Origin of the sequence: Rhodosalinus sp., from assembly GCF_046542825.1 — a bacterium.
Taxonomy (GTDB): domain Bacteria; phylum Pseudomonadota; class Alphaproteobacteria; order Rhodobacterales; family Rhodobacteraceae; genus Rhodosalinus.
Map to the genome: position 1 here is coordinate 18457 of NZ_JBKHAQ010000013.1, position 20958 is coordinate 39414.

15 protein-coding genes are annotated in these 20958 nt (G+C 68.5%); 12 read left to right on the forward strand and 3 right to left on the reverse strand.

Annotated features, from left to right (window positions below; all coding sequences use genetic code 11):
* Positions 1-13: 13 nt before the first annotated feature.
* The 5 genes from tssK to ACLFOB_RS03330 are packed head-to-tail and all read left to right on the forward strand — an operon-like array spanning position 14 to position 7796.
* The gene (gene tssK, locus ACLFOB_RS03310) at positions 14-1354 is read left to right on the forward strand and encodes a type VI secretion system baseplate subunit TssK (protein ID WP_410924856.1); all 1341 of its coding nucleotides are present in this window, start codon (positions 14-16) and stop codon (positions 1352-1354) included.
* Between the two features lie 18 nt (positions 1355-1372).
* Positions 1373-2800: a type IVB secretion system protein IcmH/DotU gene (icmH, locus tag ACLFOB_RS03315; protein WP_410924858.1), complete on the forward strand. Its 1428-nt coding sequence runs from the start codon at positions 1373-1375 to the stop codon at positions 2798-2800.
* Positions 2800-6396 carry a type VI secretion system membrane subunit TssM gene (gene tssM / locus ACLFOB_RS03320; protein WP_410924860.1) on the forward strand — a complete coding sequence of 1199 codons (3597 nt, stop codon included), beginning with the start codon at positions 2800-2802 and terminating at the stop codon, positions 6394-6396. The genes icmH and tssM overlap by 1 nt, the downstream gene beginning before the upstream one ends.
* A 3-nt stretch (positions 6397-6399) precedes the next feature.
* Positions 6400-7086, forward strand: coding sequence for a type VI secretion system-associated protein TagF (tagF, locus tag ACLFOB_RS03325; RefSeq protein WP_410924862.1), 687 nt, complete (start codon positions 6400-6402; stop codon positions 7084-7086).
* The gene (locus tag ACLFOB_RS03330) at positions 7083-7796 is read left to right on the forward strand and encodes a PP2C family protein-serine/threonine phosphatase (protein WP_410916654.1); all 714 of its coding nucleotides are present in this window, start codon (positions 7083-7085) and stop codon (positions 7794-7796) included. The genes tagF and ACLFOB_RS03330 overlap by 4 nt, the downstream gene beginning before the upstream one ends.
* Before the next feature lie 12 nt (positions 7797-7808).
* Here ACLFOB_RS03330 and ACLFOB_RS03335 read toward each other — a convergent pair whose 3' ends face one another.
* Both ACLFOB_RS03335 and ACLFOB_RS03340 read right to left on the reverse strand, forming a co-directional pair.
* Positions 7809-10004: a serine/threonine-protein kinase gene (locus tag ACLFOB_RS03335; RefSeq protein ID WP_410924864.1), complete on the reverse strand. Its 2196-nt coding sequence runs from the start codon at positions 10002-10004 to the stop codon at positions 7809-7811.
* Positions 10005-10038: 34 nt separating this feature from the next.
* A complete protein-coding gene (locus tag ACLFOB_RS03340) occupies positions 10039-10596 on the reverse strand; it encodes an OmpA family protein (protein ID WP_410924866.1) in 558 nt (185 codons plus the stop codon).
* A 140-nt stretch (positions 10597-10736) separates the two neighbouring features.
* Between ACLFOB_RS03340 and ACLFOB_RS03345 the strand changes: the two genes are divergently transcribed.
* Together ACLFOB_RS03345 and ACLFOB_RS03350 are read left to right on the forward strand one after the other, a co-directional pair.
* The gene (locus tag ACLFOB_RS03345) at positions 10737-11624 is read left to right on the forward strand and encodes a M15 family metallopeptidase (protein WP_410916657.1); all 888 of its coding nucleotides are present in this window, start codon (positions 10737-10739) and stop codon (positions 11622-11624) included.
* Between the two features lie 101 nt (positions 11625-11725).
* Positions 11726-13222, forward strand: coding sequence for a caspase family protein (locus ACLFOB_RS03350; protein WP_410924868.1), 1497 nt, complete (start codon positions 11726-11728; stop codon positions 13220-13222).
* Between the two features lie 283 nt (positions 13223-13505).
* Here the strand turns inward: ACLFOB_RS03350 and ACLFOB_RS03355 are convergent, their stop codons facing one another.
* Complete coding sequence (locus ACLFOB_RS03355) at positions 13506-14828, reverse strand: aspartate aminotransferase family protein (protein ID WP_410924872.1); 1323 nt, start codon at positions 14826-14828, stop codon at positions 13506-13508.
* Between the two features lie 112 nt (positions 14829-14940).
* On the opposite strand from ACLFOB_RS03355, the gene ACLFOB_RS03360 reads away from it, so the two are divergent.
* The 5 genes from ACLFOB_RS03360 (at position 14941) to ACLFOB_RS03380 (ending at position 20645) form a co-directional block, all read left to right on the forward strand.
* On the forward strand, positions 14941-15855 hold the full coding sequence (locus tag ACLFOB_RS03360; RefSeq protein WP_410916659.1) for a MurR/RpiR family transcriptional regulator: 915 nt from the start codon (positions 14941-14943) through the stop codon (positions 15853-15855).
* On the forward strand, positions 15834-16805 hold the full coding sequence (locus ACLFOB_RS03365) for a TAXI family TRAP transporter solute-binding subunit (RefSeq protein ID WP_410916660.1): 972 nt from the start codon (positions 15834-15836) through the stop codon (positions 16803-16805). Before ACLFOB_RS03360 ends, ACLFOB_RS03365 begins: the two co-directional genes overlap by 22 nt.
* 68 nt (positions 16806-16873) lie before the next feature.
* Positions 16874-19498, forward strand: a complete 2625-nt coding sequence (locus ACLFOB_RS03370) for a TRAP transporter permease (protein WP_410924870.1) — start codon at positions 16874-16876, stop codon at positions 19496-19498.
* The gene (locus ACLFOB_RS03375; protein WP_410916664.1) at positions 19495-19926 is read left to right on the forward strand and encodes a universal stress protein; all 432 of its coding nucleotides are present in this window, start codon (positions 19495-19497) and stop codon (positions 19924-19926) included. The genes ACLFOB_RS03370 and ACLFOB_RS03375 overlap by 4 nt, the downstream gene beginning before the upstream one ends.
* A gap of 248 nt (positions 19927-20174) precedes the next feature.
* Entirely contained in the window at positions 20175-20645 is a 471-nt protein-coding gene (locus tag ACLFOB_RS03380) for a DUF6998 domain-containing protein (protein ID WP_410924871.1), read from the forward strand.
* The last annotated feature ends 313 nt before the right edge of the window (positions 20646-20958 follow it).

A 20958-nucleotide genomic window follows, 5' to 3' on the forward strand; every position in this document is an offset into this window, starting at 1 on the left:
ACGGGGCAGGCGAATGGCGTGGGATAGCAAGGTTCTCTGGAACGAGGGGCTGTTCCTGCAGCCCCATCATTTCCAGCAGGCGGACCGCCATACAGAGGCGCTCGTCGCCGGGCTGGCACGCCGCGTCTCGCCCTATGCCTGGGGCGTTTCGGAGCTTGAGATCGACGAGGAGGCGCTGAAGGTGGGCCAGTTTGCCCTGCGCGCCTGTTCGGGGCTGACGCCCGATGGCGTCGTGTTTCGCGTTCCGGCCTCCGACGACCATCCGCCCGCGCTCGAGGTGCCGACGAACACCAGCGACTGCGTGGTCTACCTGACCGTGCCCCAGCGCAGGCAGGGCGCGCCCGAGGTGGACATGTCGGGCGCGGAGCTTTCCGCCGCCCGGCTGCGCCCGTCGGAGCTGGAAGTGACGGACACGACGATGCGCAACGGCAAGGCGGTGACGTTGTCGGTGGGCAAGCTCCGGCTGCAGTTCGCGCTCCAGGTGGACGATCTTGCCGACCGCCTGGCGATCCCGGTGGCGCGGATCATCGAGGTCCGCCCGGACCGGGAGGTGGTGCTGGACAGCGCCTTCATGCCAAGCTGCCTCGACATGCGCGCGGCGCCGCCGCTCGCGGGCTTTCTCGTCGAACTCGAGGGGCTTCTCGATCACCGGATGCGCGCCCTGTCGGACCGTCTGAGCCAGGGCGGCGAGGCCCGGGGCGCAGCAGAGGTGCAGGACTTCCTGCTGCTGATGACGATCAACCGGGCGCTGCCGGCGATCCGGCACCTGTGCAGCATCGAGAACGTCCATCCCGAGCGGGTGTTTCACGATCTCGCCGCGCTCTGCGGCGAACTGGCCACCTTCATGGCACCGGAGAAGCATCCGCCCCCGCTGCCCGCCTACCAGCACCACGATCTGACGGCCACCTTCAAGCCGCTGATCCGCAGCCTGCGCGAATACCTCTCGCGCGTGCTGGAGCATTCGGCCGTGGCGATCCCGCTGGAGCCGCGGAAATACGGCGTTTCGGTCGGCATCATCCATGACCGCAAGCTGCTGGGCTCGTCCAACTTCGTCCTCGCGGTCAGTTCGTCGATCTCGACCGAGAAGGTGCGGCGGCACTTCGCGGGGCAGGCCAAGGTGGGTCCGGTCGAGGAGATCCGGCAGTTGGTGAACTCGGCGCTTCCGGGGATCGCGCTGCGCCCGCTGCCGGTCGCGCCGCGACAGATCCCCTATTCCAGCTCCGCGGTCTATTTCGAACTGGACGGTGCCGATCCGGCCTGGGGCAAGATGACCACCTCGGGCGGCATCGCGGTCCATGTGTCGGGCGACTACCCGGAACTCTCGATGGAGCTTTGGGCGATACGTCAGGGGTGAGGGAGAGGGCGGCAGATCATGGCTGACGAAAACCCCTTCAACGAGCCGGGGGACACGGACAAGACGGTGGTGCGTCCCAACCCGGGCGGGCGGCGCCCTTCGATCGCGCCGCAGCCGGCCCCGGCGCCGCCGCCTGCCGCGCCCCCCGAGACCGGGCAGCAAGCGCCTTCCGGCGGCACGGGCGATCAGTCCTACGGGATGCCCGGCGCACGGAGGCCCGCAGCCGGCGGCGACCCGCAGGCGGATGCTGCCCTGAACGCGGGCATGACCGGGATGAACCCGCTCAACGCCTGCGCCGCGACGCTGTTTTCCCTCGTCAGCCGCATCCGCAACCGGGCGCAGCACGCGGATCCCTCCGCGCTGCGCGACTCTGTCGTGGCAGAGATCCGCGCCTTCGAGGCGCGCGCGCTCAAGGCCGGGATCGACCCGCAAAAGGTCAAGATCGCGCGCTACGCGATCTGTGCCACGCTGGACGATGTCGTTCTGAACACGCCCTGGGGCGGCGAGTCGATCTGGACGCAGAAGTCCCTCGTGGGCACCTTTCACCGCGAGACGGTGGGCGGCGACCGCTTCTACGATCTGCTCTCGCGCCTCGAACAGGACCCGGGCCGCAACATCGACCTGCTGGAGTTCCTGTTCATGTGCCTCTCGCTCGGCTTCGAGGGGCGGCTGCGCGTCGATCCGAACGGCCGGGCACGCCATGCCGAGGTGCGCGACGGGCTGGCCCGGATCATCAAGGCCCAGCGTGGTGCGCCCGAGACCGCGCTCTCGCCACATTGGCAGGGGGTGGACCGGCCGCATCGCGCCCTGTCGGCCTGGAAGCCGGTCTGGATCGCCGTGGGTGCCGTCGCGGCCCTGCTGGGCAGCGGTTTTCTCGGGCTGTCCTATGCGCTCTCGGGGGGGACGGAACGGGTGGCGGGGCGGCTCGCCGCGCTCGATCTGCCCGGGCCTGCGGTGCTTGAACGCCGTGCGCCGCCCGTGATCCCGCCCGAACCCGACACCACGCAGATCGAAAAGGTCTCTGGCTTTCTCACCGAGGAAATCGAGCAGGGCATCGTCGAGGTCTATCAGGACGCCAATACGGTGACGGTCCGCCTGGCCGGCGCGGGGATGTTCGCGCCGGCCTCCGACAGTCTGCAGGACCGCTTCGTCGTCCCGCTGGAACGGGTGGCGTCCGCGCTCGTGGACACCGAGGGGCCGGTGATCGTGGTGGGCCACTCCGACAGCACGCCGATCCGCTCGGCGCGCTTTTCCTCGAACATGGAGCTGTCGCTGGCGCGGGCGGAGTCGGTGCGCAAGATGCTGGCCGGGCTGATCGAAAATCCAGACCGCCTGCGCGCCGAGGGCCGGTCCGACAAGGAGCCGATCGCCGACAACGCCACCGCCGAGGGCCGCGCGGCCAACCGGCGCATCGAGATCGTGCTGGTCCGGCAGGAGGCACAATGATGAGACGGGTTCTAAGCGCGCTGGGCTCCGGTATCGGCATCGTCGTCATCGTCACGCTGATCCTGTCGCTCTGCCTGTGGATCTTCGGCCCGCTGCTGGGCTTCGGTGACGCCCGACCCTTCGAGAGCGTCGTGGGCCGTCTCGCCGGACTCGCCGTGATGTGGATCGTGGCGCTGCTGGCCGTGCTCGGCCTGCTGCTGTCCGGCCGCAAGCGCGATGCGCAGATGGCCGAGGATATCGTGAACGCGCCGGCCGGGCCCGCGGCGGCAGGGAACGAGGACGATGGCGCCGTCGCCTCGGAGCTTTCCGAGATGCGTGAAAAGCTGCGCCGCGCGCTGGCCAGCCTGCGCAGGTCCCGCCTGGGCCGGCGGCATCTCTACGAACTGCCCTGGTATGTGCTGATCGGCCCGCCCGGCGCGGGCAAGACGACCGCGATCGTCAACTCGGGCCTGCAGTTCCCGCTGGCCGAGGAGATGGGCAAGTCCGCCGTGGGCGGGGTGGGCGGCACGCGCAATTGCGACTGGTGGTTCACCGACGGCGCCGTTCTGGTGGACACCGCCGGGCGCTACAGCACGCAGGACAGCGACGCGCGGGCGGACAACGCGGCATGGCTGGGCTTTCTGAGGCTGCTGAAGAAGCATCGCCCGCGCCAGCCGATCAACGGCGCCATCATCGCGATCAGCCTGTCCGACCTGTCGATGCAGGACGAGATCACGCAGAAGGCCCACGCAGACGCCCTGCGCCGCCGTCTTCAGGAACTGCGCGAGACGCTGGGCGTGCGCTTCCCGGTCTATGTGCTCTTCACGAAGGCGGACCTGATCGCCGGCTTCTCGGAGACATTCGAGAAGCTGGGAAAGGAGGAGCGCGCGCAGGTCTGGGGCTTCACCCTGCCGCTGGTGGACGGCGGCCGCGGCGAATCCTCGCCCATCGCCGGCTTCGAGGAAGAGTTCGGATTGCTGCTGGAGCGGCTCAACAGGCAGGCGCTCGACCGCATGGAGGGCGAGAGCGACCCGCAGCGCCGGAGCCTGATCGCCGGTTTCCCGCAACAGGTCGCGTCGCTGCGCGGCCTGGCGCGCGACTTCCTGAGCCAGCTTTTCCGCGAGAACCGCTACGAGCATCGGCAGATGCTGCGCGGCGTCTATTTCACCTCCGGCACGCAGGAGGGCACGCCGATCGACCGGCTGATGCTGGGCATGGCGCGCAGCTTCGGCATCGGGCGGCAGGCGATCGGCACGGGGCAGGGCGCGGGGCGGTCCTATTTCCTGACACGGCTCCTCGACGGGGTGATCTTCCGCGAGGCGGGCCTCGTCTCGGCCGACGACCGCGCCGAGCGGCGATATCGCTGGATCAAGCGCGGCGCGATCGCCGCCACCGTCCTGCTCGCCGTCGCGGTGGGCACGCTCTGGACGCGCAGCTATCTGGGCAACCGCGCGCTTGCGCAGGCGTCAGAGGGCCAGATCGCGAGCTATCAGCAGGCGGTGGCGCAGATCCCGTCGAACCCCGTTGCCGACAGCGACCTGCCGCTCGTGGTCGAGCCCCTCAACACCCTGCGCGACCTCGCGCGCGCGCCCGTCGTGACCGCGGGGCTCGATCCTTCTGCGCTCGGCTGGGGGCTCTCGCAGGAAGGGGTCATCGCCAACGAGGCGCGGCTGGCCTATCGCGCCGCGCTCAACCAGCATTTCCTGCCCCGGCTGCTGCTGCGTCTCGAAGAGCAGATGCAGAGCAACGTCAACGATCCCGAAGTGCTCTTCGAGACGCTGAAGGTCTATCTCATGCTGGGGCAGGCGGGGCCGCTCGACGCCGATCTCATCCGCGAATGGAGCGCCGTGGACGCGCAGCTTGCCTATCCCGGCCCCAACCGCGCGGCGCTTCGCGAGGACATCGCCGGCCATCTCGACGCGCTCCTCTCCGCCCCGATGGAGCGCATAGATCTCAACAAGGACATGGTGGATCATGTGCGCGGCGTGCTCGCGCAGACGCAGCCCTCCCAGCGGGTCTACAACGGGATCCTCTCAAGCCCCGCCGCCAGGGATCTGCCGGAATGGCGGATCACCGACATCGGCGGACCCGCCGTCACGCGGGCGATGGTCCGCTCCTCTGGCAAACCGCTCACGGAGGGGATCGAGGGCATCTTCACCTACGAAGGGTTCCGCGACGTGTTCCTGAAAGAGGCGCTGGGCGTGGCGCAGCGTATCCAGCGCGACAGCTGGGTGATCGGCCCCGGCAACGAGCTGGCCCAGGACGAGCAGGCGCTGATGGCGATCAGCCGCGATGTCCTGGACCTCTATTACAACGACTACGTCAAGCGTTACGACCAGTTGCTGGGCGATCTGGACATCGTCCCGCTGGAGTCGCTCAGCCACGCCGTGGAGGTGACCAATATCCTCTCCGGCCCGACCTCGCCCATCGTCAACGTGCTCGAGGCCGTGGCGCGCGAGACGCGGCTGACCGCCGAGCCGGAGGCGCAGGTGCCGGGAGGCGACGCGGCAGAGGCCGCCGGCGGCACCATTGCGGACTCGGGTCAGGCGACGAGCCAGTTCAGCCCGCGCGCGCGCCTCTTCATGGAGGCGATGTCGGCCGGGGCGGCGGCCCGCGGCGAAGAGGCCGAACAGCCCGGCGCCTACGTCGAGCAGCGGTTCGAGTGGCTGCATCGCCTCGTCGCGAAGCAGGAGGGCGCACCCTCGCAACTCGAAGAGATGGTCGGCACGCTGACCGAGGTCTACCAGCAGCTCAACCGCATGAGCTTTGCTGACGGCACCGCCTCGGGCACCGACGAGGAACTGACCGCGCTTGCGCGGTTCCGCGCCGCCTCGGCCCGTCTGCCGGGACCGATGGAGCGCTGGTCAAAGCAGATCTCGGTGGGCTCCGCCGGAATCGCCGCGGACGGGACCCGCGCAGGCATCAATTCGGCCTGGCAGAGCCAGGTCCTGCCGCTCTGCGAGCGTGTTGTGGGCAACAGCTATCCCTTCAATCCCCGCGCCAGCGCCGACGCCTCGATCAAGGATTTCTCGACCCTGTTCGCGCCAGACGGCCTGATCGACAGCTTCTACCGTGACAACCTTGCGAAATACGTCGATACCAGCACGCGCCCCTGGAGCTGGAAGGCGGTCGGCGGAACGGACCTCGGGATATCGCAGGCCGTTCTCACCGAGATCCAGCGGGCGGCCGAGATTCGGGACGCCTTCTTTTCCGCGGGCACCGCGCCACAGATCAGCTTTCAGCTCACGCCCGAGGCGCTGGATCCGCAGGCGCGGTCCGTCGCGCTGGAGATCGACGGTCAGACCGCCGGGTTCAGCCACAGCGACGGACAGCCGCGCCCGGCCGCGATCACATGGCCGGGCACGGTGGGCCTTGCGCGCATCACGTTCGAGCCGCCTGCCAGCAATTCGGAGAGCACCCTCAGCCGGGACGGACCCTGGGGTCTGTTCCGCCTGCTGGATGCGGCCGAGGTGCGCAATACCAACGTCTCGGACCGCAAGCGGCTGATCTTCCGCGTGGGCGGGCGCATCGCGATCTTCCAGCTTCAGTCAGGCTCGGTGATCAACCCCTTTTCGCTGCCGGCGCTGACCAGTTTCAGCTGCCCCAAGACGTTCTGAGGCATGGGCAGCGTGGGCGCCTGGGGAAAGATGCCCGCGCTGGGCGATTTCATCCGCATCGCGCCGCCCGCAGGCTTCGTCGACCGATGGGATCGCTGGCTGCAGGAGGGATTGAGCGCCGCGCGCGACCGGCTCGGCCCGCGCTGGCAGCAATGTTATCTGACTGCGCCGATCTGGCGGTTCTCGCTTGCCGCGGGGCTCGCGGGTCCGCGCGCGGTCTGGGGGGTCCTGATGCCCTCTGTCGATCGTGTGGGCCGCATGTTCCCCTTGACGCTTGTCGCGCCGATCCCGGATGACGCGGAGCCGGTGCGATGGCATTTCAGCGTGACCCCCGCCTTCGAGGAACTGGAAGAGATCGCGCTCGATGCGCTGTCGGATACGATGACGCGCGACAAGCTCGCGCAGCGCCTTGCGGCGGTCGCGCCACCCGTGCCTTCCGCCGCGGGCGTCGCGATGCGGAACGGCGCGACGCTGCTTGTCAGCGAGCCATCCGAAGGGGCGGCGCTTGCGGCGCTCGCCGGGCAACTGGCGGGAGAGCGACGTGCCAGGCCGAGCCTCTGGACCCAGACGGGGCAGGCCGGCACCCAGATCCTGCTCGAGGACGGCCTTCCGGCGGCGGACTGCGTGCATCGGCTCTTCGATCCGCACCATGCCGGACGCCTGCAAGCTGCAGCCAAGAGCACGGGATGACCACGATCCGCCACAGCGTGCTGACCCACGTCGGTCTTGTCCGGCACGTCAACGAGGACAGCGTGCTGGCCCTGCCGGATCACAAGCTTTGGATCGTGGCCGACGGCATGGGTGGACACAGCGCAGGGGATTTCGCCAGCCAGACGGTGATCGAGGCCGCGGCGACCTTGCCCGACGGCCTTGAGCCGCGCGACAGGTTGCGCGCTCTTCGCGCCGCGCTCGCGGGCGCACACGACGCAATCCGTGACGAGGCGCACCGCCTCGGCGTGCCGGTTATCGGCGCGGCCGTCGTGGCGTTCCTCCTCACGGACGGCCATTTCGTGGGACTGTGGGCAGGCGATAGCCGGCTCTACCGCCTGCGGGACGGCGCGGTCGAGTTGCTGACGACGGATCACTCCGTCGTGGCGCAGCTTGTGCTTGCCGGACAGATGACCTGGGACGAAGCCGAACTGCACCCGCAGTCCAACGCGATCACCCGTGCCGTCGGCGTGGGCGATATACTGGAACTCGACAAGGTTCAGGGCGACACGCGGCCGGGCGACCGCTATATCCTCTGCTCGGACGGGCTGACGAAATACGCCGGTTTCGAGACGCTGCGCCGCACGGCCCAAGGCGCACCGCTCGAGACCGTTGCCGAGGCGCTGCTTCAGGTCGCCCTGCGGGGCGGAGGGGCCGACAACATTTCGATCATCGTGGTCGATGTCGTGTGACGCCCGCAGCCTTCAGGGCTGCGCGGTGGTCAGGATGCGACTGTCGAGGGTGCGGATCGTGCCGTCGATGTTCTCCAGCGCCTCGGCAAAACCTTCCGCCGATTCCATCGTCGGACGCAGGCCCGAGAAGATCGGCGTCTCGGCGTGCAGCACCAGAATGCGCGTCTTGCCCAGGACGGTGTCGTCCACGACAAAGGCAAGCCGCTCTCCTCCCGCCTCTTCCGCCTCTTCGAGCGAATAGGCGACGCGCAGCTCGACCGCCCCCTCGCGGCCATCGCGCAGGCCCGCCACGGAATTGTCCGTGCGGTTGAGATTGGGCAGCATGTGAAAGACGCGTCCCGAGACGTCGAGCGCTGAGACGAAGAGATACCCGGTGGTGACCTCAGCCGGGATCGTCACGTCGATGACCGGGTTCTCCCCCACCAGATACCGGGCGGCCATGTTCTCGCCCGGCTGGTCGCCCCAGCCGAAGCCGATGTCGAAGTTGCCGCCCGGCACCTTGGGCAGGGCGCGGTCCACGAGGCAAAGCCCCTCATTGAGGATCGTGACCCGCGGCACGATGCGCCGCTCCCCCGCCGCGGCGGAAAGCTCGCGCGCCAGCTGCGCCCGTGTGGCCGCGGAGGCGACCTGTCCGGTCACCACGATTTCGGCGCCCAGCGGATAGCCTGTCGACGGGGGATCGACCTGCATGAGCGGGCCGCAGTCCTGCAGCGCCGCGATCACCTCGGTCACCCGCGAAGGCGAAAGGATGCGCGGCCCCGCGAGGATATCCATCTCTCCCTCCAGGGCGCCGGGCATCCCGTCCTGCGAGAGTCGCTCTGTCAGGCGTGCCTTCTGCTCGGCGTCCGCGCTGAGGCCGGAAAGCCGGACGAAGTCGTCGCGCGTCTCGATGCGCCATTCCGGCAGATCGTGCACCATGTCGATCAGGGCCAGCAGGTCCGCGCCCCACGTCTCGGAGATCGCGCCCCGCGCCAGCGTGAGCTCCGCCGTGCCGCCGAGCGCCGCAATGCGCCCGGTGAGCGCGTCGCGTATGTCGGGGCCGGGAACATGACCCGTCGCCCGAGCTTCGCCGGGGCCTGTTTTCTCGGCGGTCAGGGTGAAGGGCGCGGCCTCGGCGTAGCGCGGTCCAAAGGGCGCTCCTTCCGTCGTCATCCAGATCGCACCGCCCGCCACCAGCAGGAGCGCGAGGAGCGCGGCAATCAGGCCGCCGCGGCGTCGTCCGCCGGCGGCGCCTGCGCGCGCCGTTGCCCGCTCATGGGGCGGCGTCGCGCGATCCGGGGGAGTGGCCGGGGGCACTGTGCGGCCTGCGCCGGGTGGGCGCGTCTTTGGCCGCGGCGATGCAATCACCGTGCGTTCGGGGTCGATGTCGCCGATCCGATCGCCTGCCGCGAGCGCGCCGAGCAGCTCGCCCGTGGTCTGGAAGCGGTCCGCCGGATCGGGCGCCGTCATCCGGTCGATCAACCGCTTGAGCGGCTCCGGCACGCCCGATGTGTCCAGCGCCTCCGACTTGATGCGCACCACGTCAGACAGGTTTTTGCCGACGTCGGGCGGCCTGCCCCGGAAGGTCGCCAGCAGCAGCGCGCCAAGCGCGTAGATGTCCGAGCGCGCATCCGCGCGGCCGGCAAGCTGTTCTGGCGCCGCGTAGGCGAACTTGCCGGCGAAATCGCCGCCAACGATGGTCTCGGCGCCCGGATTGGCGTCCTTGGCGATGCCGAAGTCGATGATGACGGCGTCGGCCGGGTCGCCGTCACGCAGGATGATGTTGTCGGGCGAAAGGTCCCGGTGCACGATCTGCCGCGCGTGGGCGGCGCCAAGCCCTTCGGCCACGCGGCGGGCAACCGTCAGAAGGTCGTCTGCCGACATCCCGCCCTGCGCCAGCTTGCGGTCCAGGCCGGGGCCGTCGACATAGTCCATCACCAGATAGACAAGGCCCGAATCCGTGCGCTGGTTGTCGAAGTAGCGCACGATCGCGTCGTGCCGGATCTCGCGGATGTCCTCCTCGCGCGTCATCAGCGCGAGATAATCCTCGTTGCTGGAGAACTCGGAGCGCAGCACCTTGAGGGCGACGACACGGCCCGAGATTTCGCTGCGCGCCCGATAGACCTCGGAGGTGCCGCCGCGGCCGAGGATGCGCTCTATTCGGTAGGTGTTGTTGAGCAGGTCGCCCGGACGAAAGATGTCGCCGGGCATCGCCTCTCCGGCGCTCATGGCCGCGCCCGGGCCGCGAGGCGCGCGCCCGGCGTCATCCCAGTGCCTGGAACTCTACCCGCCGGTTCACGTCCGCACGCGGGTCGTCCTCGTCATAGGGAAAGCGTTCGCCGACCCCGACGGCTTCGAGCCGCGTCTCGTCCATGCCGCATTCGCGCACCAGGAACCGTTTCACCTCGACCGCGCGCAACTCGGACAGGCGTTCGTTGTAGGCGGCAGAGCCGGAGGCGTCGGTGTGGCCGATGATCCGAAGCTGCTGGACGTCCGCGGCCGCGACGGCGTTGCACAGAGCGGCGAGCTTCGGTTTCTGGTCATCGCGCAGCGCCGCAGAGTCGAAGTCGAAGGCGATATTGACGTTGACCTGCTCGTCCTTCGGCAGTTCAGAGAGGCTCACCTCGGTCGCTGTGTCGGGCTGTTCCGGGGTGCCCTGGCTGACCGGCGCGATGGCGAGGCCGCGCGTCTTCTGCTTCGAAAAGGCCTCGGTCATCTCGGACTCGGTCATGGTCGTTTGCGCCTGCACGACCGACGGCAGGGCGAGGCACGCGACGAAGGCCGCGCCGCGGACGATACGAAAGGCGTTGAGGCTCGACATCGGCATCTTTCCCTTTGGTCACTCAGTTTGACGATAGACCATCAGGCGGGGTTTTGCCAAACCTATCCTGGCGGCCCTGGATTGACTTTGCGCGGTTCGCTGCGCACACTCGATCCGACCGGACATTGCCTCTGGGTCTGATGCGCGCCATCCCTGTCATCGTCGCCGCGATCGCGTTGCTGGCCATGCTGCTGGCATGGCTGCTCTACGAACAGCTGCGACCGCCGCGCAGCGATCTGCTGTCCGAGGCGGGCAGCTCCGTGGACAGCGCCGCGCGGATCGAGATCGAGCGGCTGCGCCAGCGGATCGAGGCCATGCAGGAACGCGACGACGCCCTGCAGGAGCGGCTTCGCACGATGGAGGAGGAACTGCGCCAGTTGCGCGACGAGGTGCGCGCGCGCACCGACCCGGCGCAGGGGCGCGCCGGCGGCCATCCGCCGCTGGATTCCGACGCACGGCCTTCGGGGCCAAACACCATCGCGGACGCCTATGCCGAGGTCGTTCTGATCGCGGACCGGCGCAATGTGAACAAGGGCCTCTCTGTGGCGGGGCCGAAATTCCTGGAGAGTTTCCTCGGCCGCCCGCGAGAGCAACTGAGCGACAGCTGCGAGCCGATGACCAATCCCGCGCTGAAAGAGCGGCTCGTGCTCGAGAATGTGGGGCCCATTCGCGTGCACATGCTGCAGCCGGCGGTCGAGAGCCTGCGCCGCGTCTTCGAGAAGGTGCGCCAGACGGACCCCGACCTCTACGATCGCATAAATTCCTCCGGATCGCTCTGCGTGCGCCAGATTCGCGGCACGCGAGGGCGCACCTCGTCCCACGCCTTCGGGCTGGCGGTCGATCTGAACATCGATGGCACCCTCGATCTTTTCGCGGACGGACGCACCCAGATGGGCCTTACCATCCTTGCGGACTTCTTCCACGAGGAGGGATGGATCTGGGGCGCGGGCTTCGGACGCGAGGATTCGATGCACTTCGAGGTCAGCCGCCAGCAGCTCGAGCGATGGCGCGAAGAGGGCGAGATCTGATCGGCCGTGCGCGGGCGGCACGGCGCTGCCGCGATGTTGCCGGCTGCCCGGCGAGTGTGCTTTAGTAACCTTGCAAATGCCTTGCTGCGAGGGTCGGTCCGATGCGTGCGCTCGGTTTCGTTCTCCTGCTGATCCTTCCCGGTATCGCCGTGGCCTCCGACCGGGTCGCGCTGGTTATCGGGATGAGCGACTACGAGACGGTCGTCGATCTGGACAACACGCTGAACGACGCGCGCGACATCGGCGACACGCTCAACCGGATCGGCTTCGAGGTGACGACGGTTCTGGATGCGGGCGGCGGGGAATTGCGCGATGCGCTCGACTCCTTCGCCTTCCGCGCCGAAACCGCCGACCTCGCGCTCATCTATTTCGCGGGCCACGGCGTCGAGGTGCAGGGTGCGAATTACCTCATCCCGGTCGACGCAGACGTGCGATCGAACCGTGACATCCAGCGCCAGAGCGTTTCGCTCGACATGATGCTGGCCGCAGTGGACGGTGCGCGGAAGATGCGCATCGTCATCCTGGATTCCTGCCGGGACAATCCTTTCGGCGACGTGCTGGATATCGCGGCCCTGCGCGAGACCGAGGCGCGCGCCGAGGCGGTCCGGAGCCTCGGTGGCGGAGGCGCAGGCCTTGCACCGCCCTCGCCAGACCGCGGCACGATGGTGGCCTTTGCCGCGAAGGACGGCGAGAAGGCGCTGGACGGGAGCGGAGACAACAGCCCGTTCGCCATCGCGCTCATGGACGCCCTGCCGCAGCAGGGGCTGGAAATCAGCCTGATGTTCCGCCAGGTGCGCGACCGGGTGCTAGAGATCACGGGAAACCTGCAGGAGCCGCATACATATGGGTCGCTCTCCGGCACGCCCTTCTACCTTGCCGGAGCTTCGGACGGCGTCACGCGGATATCGGCGGAGGATCCTCGGGAGGCCTGGTCCGCCATCCAGCCCGACCAGCAGGAACGCCTCGCCGCGCTCGCCAGCCAGGGCGATACCCGTTCGATGCTTGGGCTGGCCTATATCCATCTCAACACCGCGGATCCGCGGCACGACCCCGCCGAGGCGCGCAAGCTTCTGGAGCGGGCGGCAGAGGCAGGCTCGGCCGAGGCGCAATTCGAACTCGCACGCATGCTGGAACAGGGCGTCGGCGCGGAGCGGAATATCGATCGCGCGCTCGACCTCTACCGCGCGGCCGCTGCGCAGGGCTTCCCCGATGCGCTCAACGACCTGGGATTCCTGAACTATCAGGGAGAGCACGGTCTGGCGCGCGACGTGCCGCGAGCTCTGGAGCTTTTCCAGAAGGCCGCCGACGCCCGCCATCCGGAAGCGATGTTCAACGTCGCCGCGCTGATCGACGACGGTCTGATAGAGGGGCGCGGTCCCGAGGACGCCGCGCGCTACCTTTATCGCGCGCTCCGCTCGGGCCACTCCGAGGTCTACGCGATCCTTCGCGAGCAGCCGGGGATGTTCAAGCTGGAGACGCGCAAGGCCCTGCAGCGCGAACTGCGCCGCTATGCTCTATACGACGGGATGATTGACGGAGACTTCGGTCCGGGAACGCAGCGCGGACTGAGCCGCGCCTACGGAGAGACATCAGGCTGAAGTCCGGCTGGCGGCGGAAACCGCGGACGGCAGATCCGGGTATCGCTCCTGGAAAGCGCAGTCGTCGGCCGAGCAGCGGCGCAGGGCCGGCGCGTTCGGTCCCGCCCTTGTCTGGCGCGAAAGGCGCCTTGGTCGTGTCCGTCCCCCTTCGTGGATCATCGCAGACCCAGCTTGCCACACCGATGCCGTCGGTGGAGGCACACCAGCAAGGCCCAAGCTCTCCGGGGGTATCTTGCACAAGAGGACGGTCCGGGCGCAGGGTGCTTCAGGGGCGGAAGGCCGGTCAGAACACCGCGTCGATGGCGCGGCCCAGCTTGTCCACGAGTTCGCCGATCTGGTCGTCGGTCAGGATGAAGGGCGGCGCGAGCAGGACGTGGTCGCCGCGGCGACCGTCGATGGTGCCGCCCATCGGGTAGCAGACGAGGCCCGCGTCGAAGGCGGCGTCCTTGAGGCGCTTGTGACGTGCCTCGGCCGGGTCGAAGGGCGCCCTGGTCTCGCGGTCCTGCACGAACTCCAGCCCGAGGAACATGCCGCGTCCGCGGATGTCGCCCACATGCGGATGCTGGGCGAAGGTGTCCTCGAGCGCCGCGCGCAGCCTGGCGCCGGTGGCGGCGGCGCGCTCCACCATCCCGCCTTCCGTCAGCTTCTGCACCACCCTGTCGGCGGCGGCGCAGGCGACGGGGTGGCCATTGTAGGTGTGGCCGTGCTGGAAGAAGCCCGAGCCTGCCTCGACGGCGGCATAGATCTCGCCCGAGCAGAGCATCGCGCCCACGGGCTGATAGCCCGCGCCGAGGCCCTTGGCGACGGTCACGATGTCGGGGCGCACGCCGTCCTGTTCGCAGGCGAAAAGCGTGCCGGTGCGGCCCATGCCGCACATCACCTCGTCGAGGATCAGCAGCACGCCGTGACGGTCGCAGATCTCGCGGATGCGGGCGAAGTAGCCGGGCACCGGGGGCACGGCCCCGGCGGTGGCGCCCACTACCGGCTCCGCCACGAAGGCTGCCACCGTGTCGGGGCCGAGGCGGAGGATCTCGGCCTCCAGCTCGTCGGCGACACGGCGGCCGTAGTCCTCTGCGCTCTCGCCGGCTGCGCGGCCGCGGTATTCGTAGCAGGGCGCGATGTGCGTCGTTTCCATCAGGAGCGGCGCGAAGGGTTCGCGCCGCCAGGCGTTGCCGCCGGCTGCCAGCGCGCCCAGCGTGTTGCCGTGGTAGCTTTGCCGCCGGGCGATCACGCGATGGCGCGCGGGCTGGCCGATCTCGAGAAAGTACTGGCGCGCGAGTTTCAGCGCGGCCTCGACCGCCTCGGACCCGCCGGAGACGAGGTAGACGCGCTCGATGCCCGCGGGCGCATGGGCGATCAGGCGAGACGCCAGCCGCTCGGCGGCCTCGGTCGTGAAGAAGCCGGTGTGCGCGAAGGCGAGGGTCTCTGCCTGCGCGCGGATCGCGGCGATCACCTCCGGGTCGGAATGGCCGAGGCAGGAGACCGCGGCGCCGCCCGAGCCGTCGAGCCAGCGCCGTCCGTCGGCACCGATGATATAACAGCCCTCGCCGCGCGCGGCGACGGGCGGCGCGGATTTCGTGTGGCGGGGGAAGATGCGGGACGACATGGTCATGGCGCGGGCGCTCCGGGCGCGGTGACGATCGGCCGACGGAAACACACGGATCATTTCTTGACAAGGCGTGAAACGGAGTGAAACAGTCACTAGGATTGGGGGTGCCGTGGCCGGATCGCTGGACCAGAAGCTTGCTAAGAATTACGGTGGGTTGAGCGCGCGGTTGCGGCAGGCGGCGGATTACGTCGCGCGCCATCCGCTCGACGTGACGACCCGCAGCCTGCGCTCGGTGGCCGAGGACAGCGGCTTGCCACCGGCCACCTTCTCGCGCATGGCGCGGCGGGTAGGCTATGCGAGTTTCGAGGCGCTGCGCCAGGACGTGCGCCAGGGACTCGACCGTCGCGCGGGCAGCTTCCACGAGCGTGCCGAACGGCTGCGGGCCCGCCATCGCGACGGCGGCGAGAGCTTTCCGAGCGCGCACATGGCCGCCTGCATCGGCAACATCGAGGCGCTGGACGGCATCGAGTCCGCCCGGCTGGAGGCCGTCGCGGACCGGCTCGGCCGGGCGCGGCGCGTCGTATTGTTCGGCGCGCTGGGGTCTGCGGGGATCGTCGAGCACATGGCCTATGTCGCGGGCTTCCTGTCGGGCGACTGGCAGATGGCCGGGCGCGGCGCGCTGTCGCTGGGCGCGGCGCTGGCCGAGATGGACGACCGGGATGCGCTTCTCGTGGTGACGAAGCCGCCCTTCGCCCGCAGGTCGGTGCGCGCGGCCGAGCTTGGCCGGGAGGCCGGCGCCTTCGTCGTCCTGCTGACGGACAGCCATGCCTGCCCGGCGCTGGCCGAGGCCGACGAGGCCTTCATCGTGCCCAGCGCCACCCCGCATTTCTTTTCCTCCTACACGGCGACCCTGTGTCTGCTCGAAACCGTCGTGGGCATGGTGGCGGCGCGCGCCGGCACCGCCACGCAGCGCCGGGTCGCCGAGGTGGAGGAGATGACCCGCGGTCTGGACGAGGTTCTGGACGGCGGACCGACGACCACCAAGCAGAAAGGGAGACTTCAATGTTCCACAACGCAAGACTGACCGTCGCAGGGACGGTGACGGCCGCATTGATGGCGCCGGCCGCCTTTGCACAGGATGATTTCATCACCATCGGCACGGGCGGCGTCACCGGGGTCTATTATCCCACCGGCGGCGCGATCTGCCGGCTGGTGAACCGCGACCGGCAGGAACATGGCATCCGCTGCTCGGTCGAATCGACCGGCGGCTCGATCTACAACATCAACACGATCCGCGCCGGCGAGCTGGAGTTCGGCGTCGCGCAGTCCGACTGGCAGTATCATGCCTACAACGGCAGCTCCCGCTTCGAGGAGGAGGGCGCCTTCGAGGAGCTGCGCGCGGTCTTCTCGGTGCATCCCGAGCCCTTTACCGTGGTGGCACGCGCCGACGCGGGCATCGAGACCTTCGATGACCTCAAGGGCAAGCGCGTGAACGTCGGCAACCCGGGCTCCGGCCAGCGCGGCACCATGGAAGTGATCATGGAGGCGATGGGCTGGACCATGGACGACTTCGAGCTGGCGACCGAGCTGAGGGCGGCCGAACAGTCCGCGGCGCTGTGTGACAACCAGATCGATGCGATGGTCTACACGGTGGGTCACCCCGCGGGCTCGATCCAGGAGGCGACGACCTCCTGCGATTCGGTGCTTGTCACGGTCGATAACGACACCATTCGCGAGCTGGTCGAAGAGCGCCCCTACTACCGCATGGCGACGATCCCGGGCGGCATGTATCGCGGCAACGACGAGGATGTGACGACCTTCGGCGTCGGCGCGACCTTCGTGAGCTCGGCCGATGTGTCCGAAGACGCGGTCTACACGGTCGTCAAGGCGGTGTTCGAGAACTTCGACGACTTCAAGGAACTGCACCCGGCCTTCGCCGTGCTGGAGAAGGAAGAGATGGTCTCCGACGGTCTCTCGGCGCCGCTGCACGCAGGGGCGGAGGAATACTACAGCGAGGCAGGCCTCATCGAGTGACGGCCTGACCGGGCGGGGCGCTGGCGCGTCCCGCCCGCTTTCGAAGCGGTCCTGCCGGAGGCCGAGGCATGAGCGATCAGAACATCAGCCGGACGGGTCTGAGCGAGGAAGAGCTTCAGGAGCTCGTCGCTTCCTCGGACTCGGGCGCGCGCAACCCCGGAGGCGCGGTGGCGCTGCTGATCGCCGCCGTCGCGGTGGCCTGGTCGGTGTTCCAGGTGCTGCTGGCCTCGCCGCTGGCCAACTACGTCATTCCCGGCGACATCATCAACAATTCGCGCCAGGTCCACCTGGCCTTCGCGATCTTCCTTGCCTTCCTGGCCTATCCGGCCTTTCGGTCCAGTCCGCGGTCCTACGTGCCGATCCACGACTGGATCATGGCGCTGCTGGGCGCCTTCGTCGCGCTCTACGGGCTCTTCTTCTACGACAAGGTCGTGCAGTCGGGCGGGCTTGCCGACGACACCGACAAGTGGTTCGCGCTGGCAGGGCTGATCCTGCTGTTCGAGGGCGCGCGCCGGGCGCTGGGGCCGGCGATGGCGATCATCGCCACCATCTTCCTGGCCTATGTTTTCTTCGGCTCGGGCACCTGGGTGCCCGAGGTGATCCGCTGGAAGGGCGCCTCGCTCCAGAAGGCGATGAGCCACATGTGGATCACGTCGGAGGGGGTGTTCGGCATCGCGCTGGGCGTCTCGGCGAAGTTCGTCTTTCTCTTCGTGCTCTTCGGCGCGCTCCTGGAGAAGGCGGGTGCGGGCAACTACTTCATCAAGATGGCCTTCGGGGCGCTCGGCCACCTGCGCGGCGGCCCGGCCAAGGCCGCGGTCGTGGGCTCGGCGGCCACCGGGCTCATTTCCGGATCCTCCATCGCCAACGTGGTCACCACCGGCACCTTCACCATTCCGCTGATGAAGCGGGTGGGCTTCACCAGCGAAAAGGCCGGCGCGGTCGAGGTGGCGAGTTCCGTCAACGGGCAGATCATGCCGCCGGTGATGGGCGCGGCGGCCTTCCTGATGGTCGAATACGTCGGCATCTCCTACGTCGAGGTGATCACCCACGCCTTCCTGCCGGCCACGATCAGCTACATCGCTCTGGTCTACATCGTGCATCTGGAAGCGGTGAAGCAGAACATGCCCACGCTGGGCGACCGGGTGGTCAGCCTGGGCCGGACGATCGGTGGCATGGCGGCCTTCTTCGCGGGGTTCGCCGCGCTCTGCTACGGCATCCAGTTTCCGGTGCGCTGGGTCACCGCTCTGGTGCCGGAGGGCGCGGGCTGGATCCTCTCGGCGCTGCTGCTGCTGGCCTATGTTGCGCTCCTGTGGCTTGCCGCACAGGCGCCCGACCTGCAGCCGGACGATCCCAATTCGGACGACGTGCGTCCGCCCGAGATCGCCGAGATCTACAAGACCGGGCTCCACTTCCTGCTGCCCATCGTGGTGCTGGTCTACTTCCTGATGATCGAGCAGAGATCGCCGGGCCTTTCGGCCTTCTGGGCGACCATGCTGCTGTTCGTCATCCTGCTGACCCAGCGCCCGCTCAAGGCGCTGTTCCGCGGGGAAAGCGATCTGGCCGCCCGTGCGAAATGGGGCGTCACCGACCTGATCCAGGGACTTATCGACGGGGCGCGCAACATGATCGGCATCGGGCTGGCCACGGCGACGGCAGGCGTGATCGTGGGCACCGTGACGCTGACCGGCGTGGGGCAGGTCATGGCCGACCTGGTAGAGTTCCTGTCGGGCGGCAACCTGATCCTGATGCTGATCATGGTGGCGGTCCTCAGCCTGATCCTTGGCATGGGGCTGCCGACCACGGCCAACTACATCGTCGTGAGTTCGCTGATGGCGGCAGTGGTGGTCGAGCTTGGCGCGCAGTCGGGGCTGATCGTGCCACTGATCGCGGTGCACCTCTTCGTCTTCTACTTCGGGATCATGGCCGACGTGACGCCGCCGGTGGGACTGGCGAGCTTCGCGGCCGCCGCCGTCTCTGGCGGGGACGCGATCCGCACGGGCTTTGCCGCGTTCTTCTACTCGCTGCGCACGGTCGTCCTGCCCTTCTTCTTCATCTTCAACACAGACCTGCTGCTGATCGACGTGACATGGACGCAGGGGATCTTCACCTTCGTGGTGGCCACCGCGGCGATCCTGATCTTCACCGCAGGCACCATGGGCTGGTTCGTGACCAAGAACCGCATCCACGAGAGCCTTGCGCTCATCCTGATCGCCTTCGCGCTCTTCCGGCCCGGCTTCTTCATGGACCAGATCCAGCCGCCCTTCCGGACGATCGATCCCGCCAACCTGGCGCAGGCGCTGGAGGAGACCGCGCCCGGCGACGAGTTGCGCATCGTCGTCTCCGGACCCGATTTCGACACCGGCGAGATCAGGCAGACGACCCTCGTGCTGCCGGTCGAACGCGAGGCGCCGGGCGAGGAGCTGCTGGACGCGTTCGGCTTCGTGCTGGTGCCGCTGGAGTCGGGCGAGGTCAGCTTCGAGGAGCCGATCTTCGGCACGCCCTTCTCCGAGACCTTCCGCGACTTCGATTTCTACGCCGACCGGCCGATGACCATCGACAGCGTGCAGGCGCCGGCCGAGCAGCTTCCCAAGGAGCTGATATTCATCCCTGCGCTGCTGCTGCTGGGGCTGGTCGCCCTTGTGCAGCGCGCCCGGATGCCCCGGCGCCCCGAGAAGACGGAGGTGCCCGCATGACCGGCCCGGTGCTCTGTGCGGTCGATATCTCGAACGAGAATCGCGACATTCACGTGCTGGAAGAGGCGGCGCGGCTCGCCGGGCTCTACGGCGCGCAGCTTGACGTGATCACCGTGGTGCCCGACTACGGCATGAGCGTGGTCAGCAACTTCTTTGACAAGTCCCATCACGACAAGGCGGTCGGGGAGGCGCGGCGGCGGCTCAACGACCTGGTGGAACGTGCCCTTGGGGCGGAGGCCAACGCGAAGGTCCGCCACATCGTCGCCACCGGCAACGCCTACGAGGAAATCCTGCACGTGGCGCGCGCCGACGGCGCGCGGCTGATCGTGGTCGGCGCGCACAAGCCCGATTTCAAGGACTATCTTCTGGGCCCGAACGCGTCGCGGATCGTGCGGCACTCGGACTGCTCGGTGCATGTGGTGCGCTGAGCCCGCCGCCGGCTCCGCAACCGGGGCAAGGGGGGCTGTCTGCCCCCCCCTCTGCCGCTCGCGCGGCATTCACCCCCCCGAGGGTATTTCCCGCAAGAGGAAGGACGAGGCTGGCAGTCGTCGATCGGGCGGCTCTGGCGCCCGAGAGGGACCAAGCCGCCCGACCATCGGGCATCCGCGCGGGCCGATCTATTCGTCGGGCAGGTTCTGGCGATGATGAGCGGAAAGGAAACAGCAGGAGCGATTGAGTGAGCGAGGATGTCGACTGGGCGCAGGTCACCCGCTACCTCGATGACCTCTACATGGCATCCCACGGTCTGGAGCGGATGTTTCCCGGGCGCAAGTTCACACTCGACGGTCATCTCGTCGGCAGCATCGGCGAGGTGGTCGCCGCCTACATCTTCGATCTGGACCTGAACCCGGCTTCGACCCTCGGTCACGATGCAACGGCCCCTGACGGCAGAAACGTCGAGATCAAGCTCACACAGGGCCGCAGCGTGGCGATCCGACACGAGCCGGAACACTTGATCGTTCTGCACCGTCCAAAGGGCGGTCCGATGCGGATCGTGTTCAACGGGCCGGGCGCGCTGGCTTGGGCCGCGGCGAGCAAGATGCAGAAAAATGGGGCGCGACCTATCTTTCTGACTCGGCTCTCGCAGGTGGCAGCGAGCGCCGCCGCCGTTGAGCAACTGCCCGTCGTGCGGGCGCCCCCGGTCTGACGCCCGGCTTTGAGACGGGGCTCTCTCGTGACCGCTTCGCAGCCTGCGTTCGAGCGGCGCCGGATCGCCGCTTTGCTCGGCCACTCGCCAGTTGCGCCGGGCTTTCCGGCCCCAGGCGGCTGCCGCCAGGCGTAGACGTCGGAAATCACGGTGATCGATGCTCCTACGCACCGCCGAGCTGAAGCGCGCGCCCCCGACACACATCCGCCTTTTCCGCTTGACCCCCGCCCGCGCCTCGCCTATCTCCCGCGTCGCTCGTGGCGGAGTAGCTCAGTTGGTTAGAGCAGCGGAATCATAATCCGCGTGTCGGGGG

Bases quoted from the DNA above. Each gene is read 5' to 3' on its own strand.
- icmH (WP_410924858.1), top strand. From the start codon at position 1,373: ATGGCTGACGAAAACCCCTTCAACGAGCCGGGGGACACGGACAAGACG.
- ACLFOB_RS03355 (WP_410924872.1), bottom strand. From the start codon at position 14,828: ATGTCGTCCCGCATCTTCCCCCGCCACACGAAATCCGCGCCGCCCGTC.
- tssK (WP_410924856.1), top strand. From the start codon at position 14: ATGGCGTGGGATAGCAAGGTTCTCTGGAACGAGGGGCTGTTCCTGCAG.
- ACLFOB_RS03370 (WP_410924870.1), top strand. From the start codon at position 16,874: ATGAGCGATCAGAACATCAGCCGGACGGGTCTGAGCGAGGAAGAGCTT.
- ACLFOB_RS03340 (WP_410924866.1), bottom strand. From the start codon at position 10,596: ATGTCGAGCCTCAACGCCTTTCGTATCGTCCGCGGCGCGGCCTTCGTC.
- ACLFOB_RS03335 (WP_410924864.1), bottom strand. From the start codon at position 10,004: ATGAGCGCCGGAGAGGCGATGCCCGGCGACATCTTTCGTCCGGGCGAC.
- ACLFOB_RS03345 (WP_410916657.1), top strand. From the start codon at position 10,737: ATGCGCGCCATCCCTGTCATCGTCGCCGCGATCGCGTTGCTGGCCATG.
- ACLFOB_RS03350 (WP_410924868.1), top strand. From the start codon at position 11,726: ATGCGTGCGCTCGGTTTCGTTCTCCTGCTGATCCTTCCCGGTATCGCC.
- ACLFOB_RS03330 (WP_410916654.1), top strand. From the start codon at position 7,083: ATGACCACGATCCGCCACAGCGTGCTGACCCACGTCGGTCTTGTCCGG.
- ACLFOB_RS03375 (WP_410916664.1), top strand. From the start codon at position 19,495: ATGACCGGCCCGGTGCTCTGTGCGGTCGATATCTCGAACGAGAATCGC.
- tssM (WP_410924860.1), top strand. From the start codon at position 2,800: ATGAGACGGGTTCTAAGCGCGCTGGGCTCCGGTATCGGCATCGTCGTC.
- ACLFOB_RS03365 (WP_410916660.1), top strand. From the start codon at position 15,834: ATGTTCCACAACGCAAGACTGACCGTCGCAGGGACGGTGACGGCCGCA.
- tagF (WP_410924862.1), top strand. From the start codon at position 6,400: ATGGGCAGCGTGGGCGCCTGGGGAAAGATGCCCGCGCTGGGCGATTTC.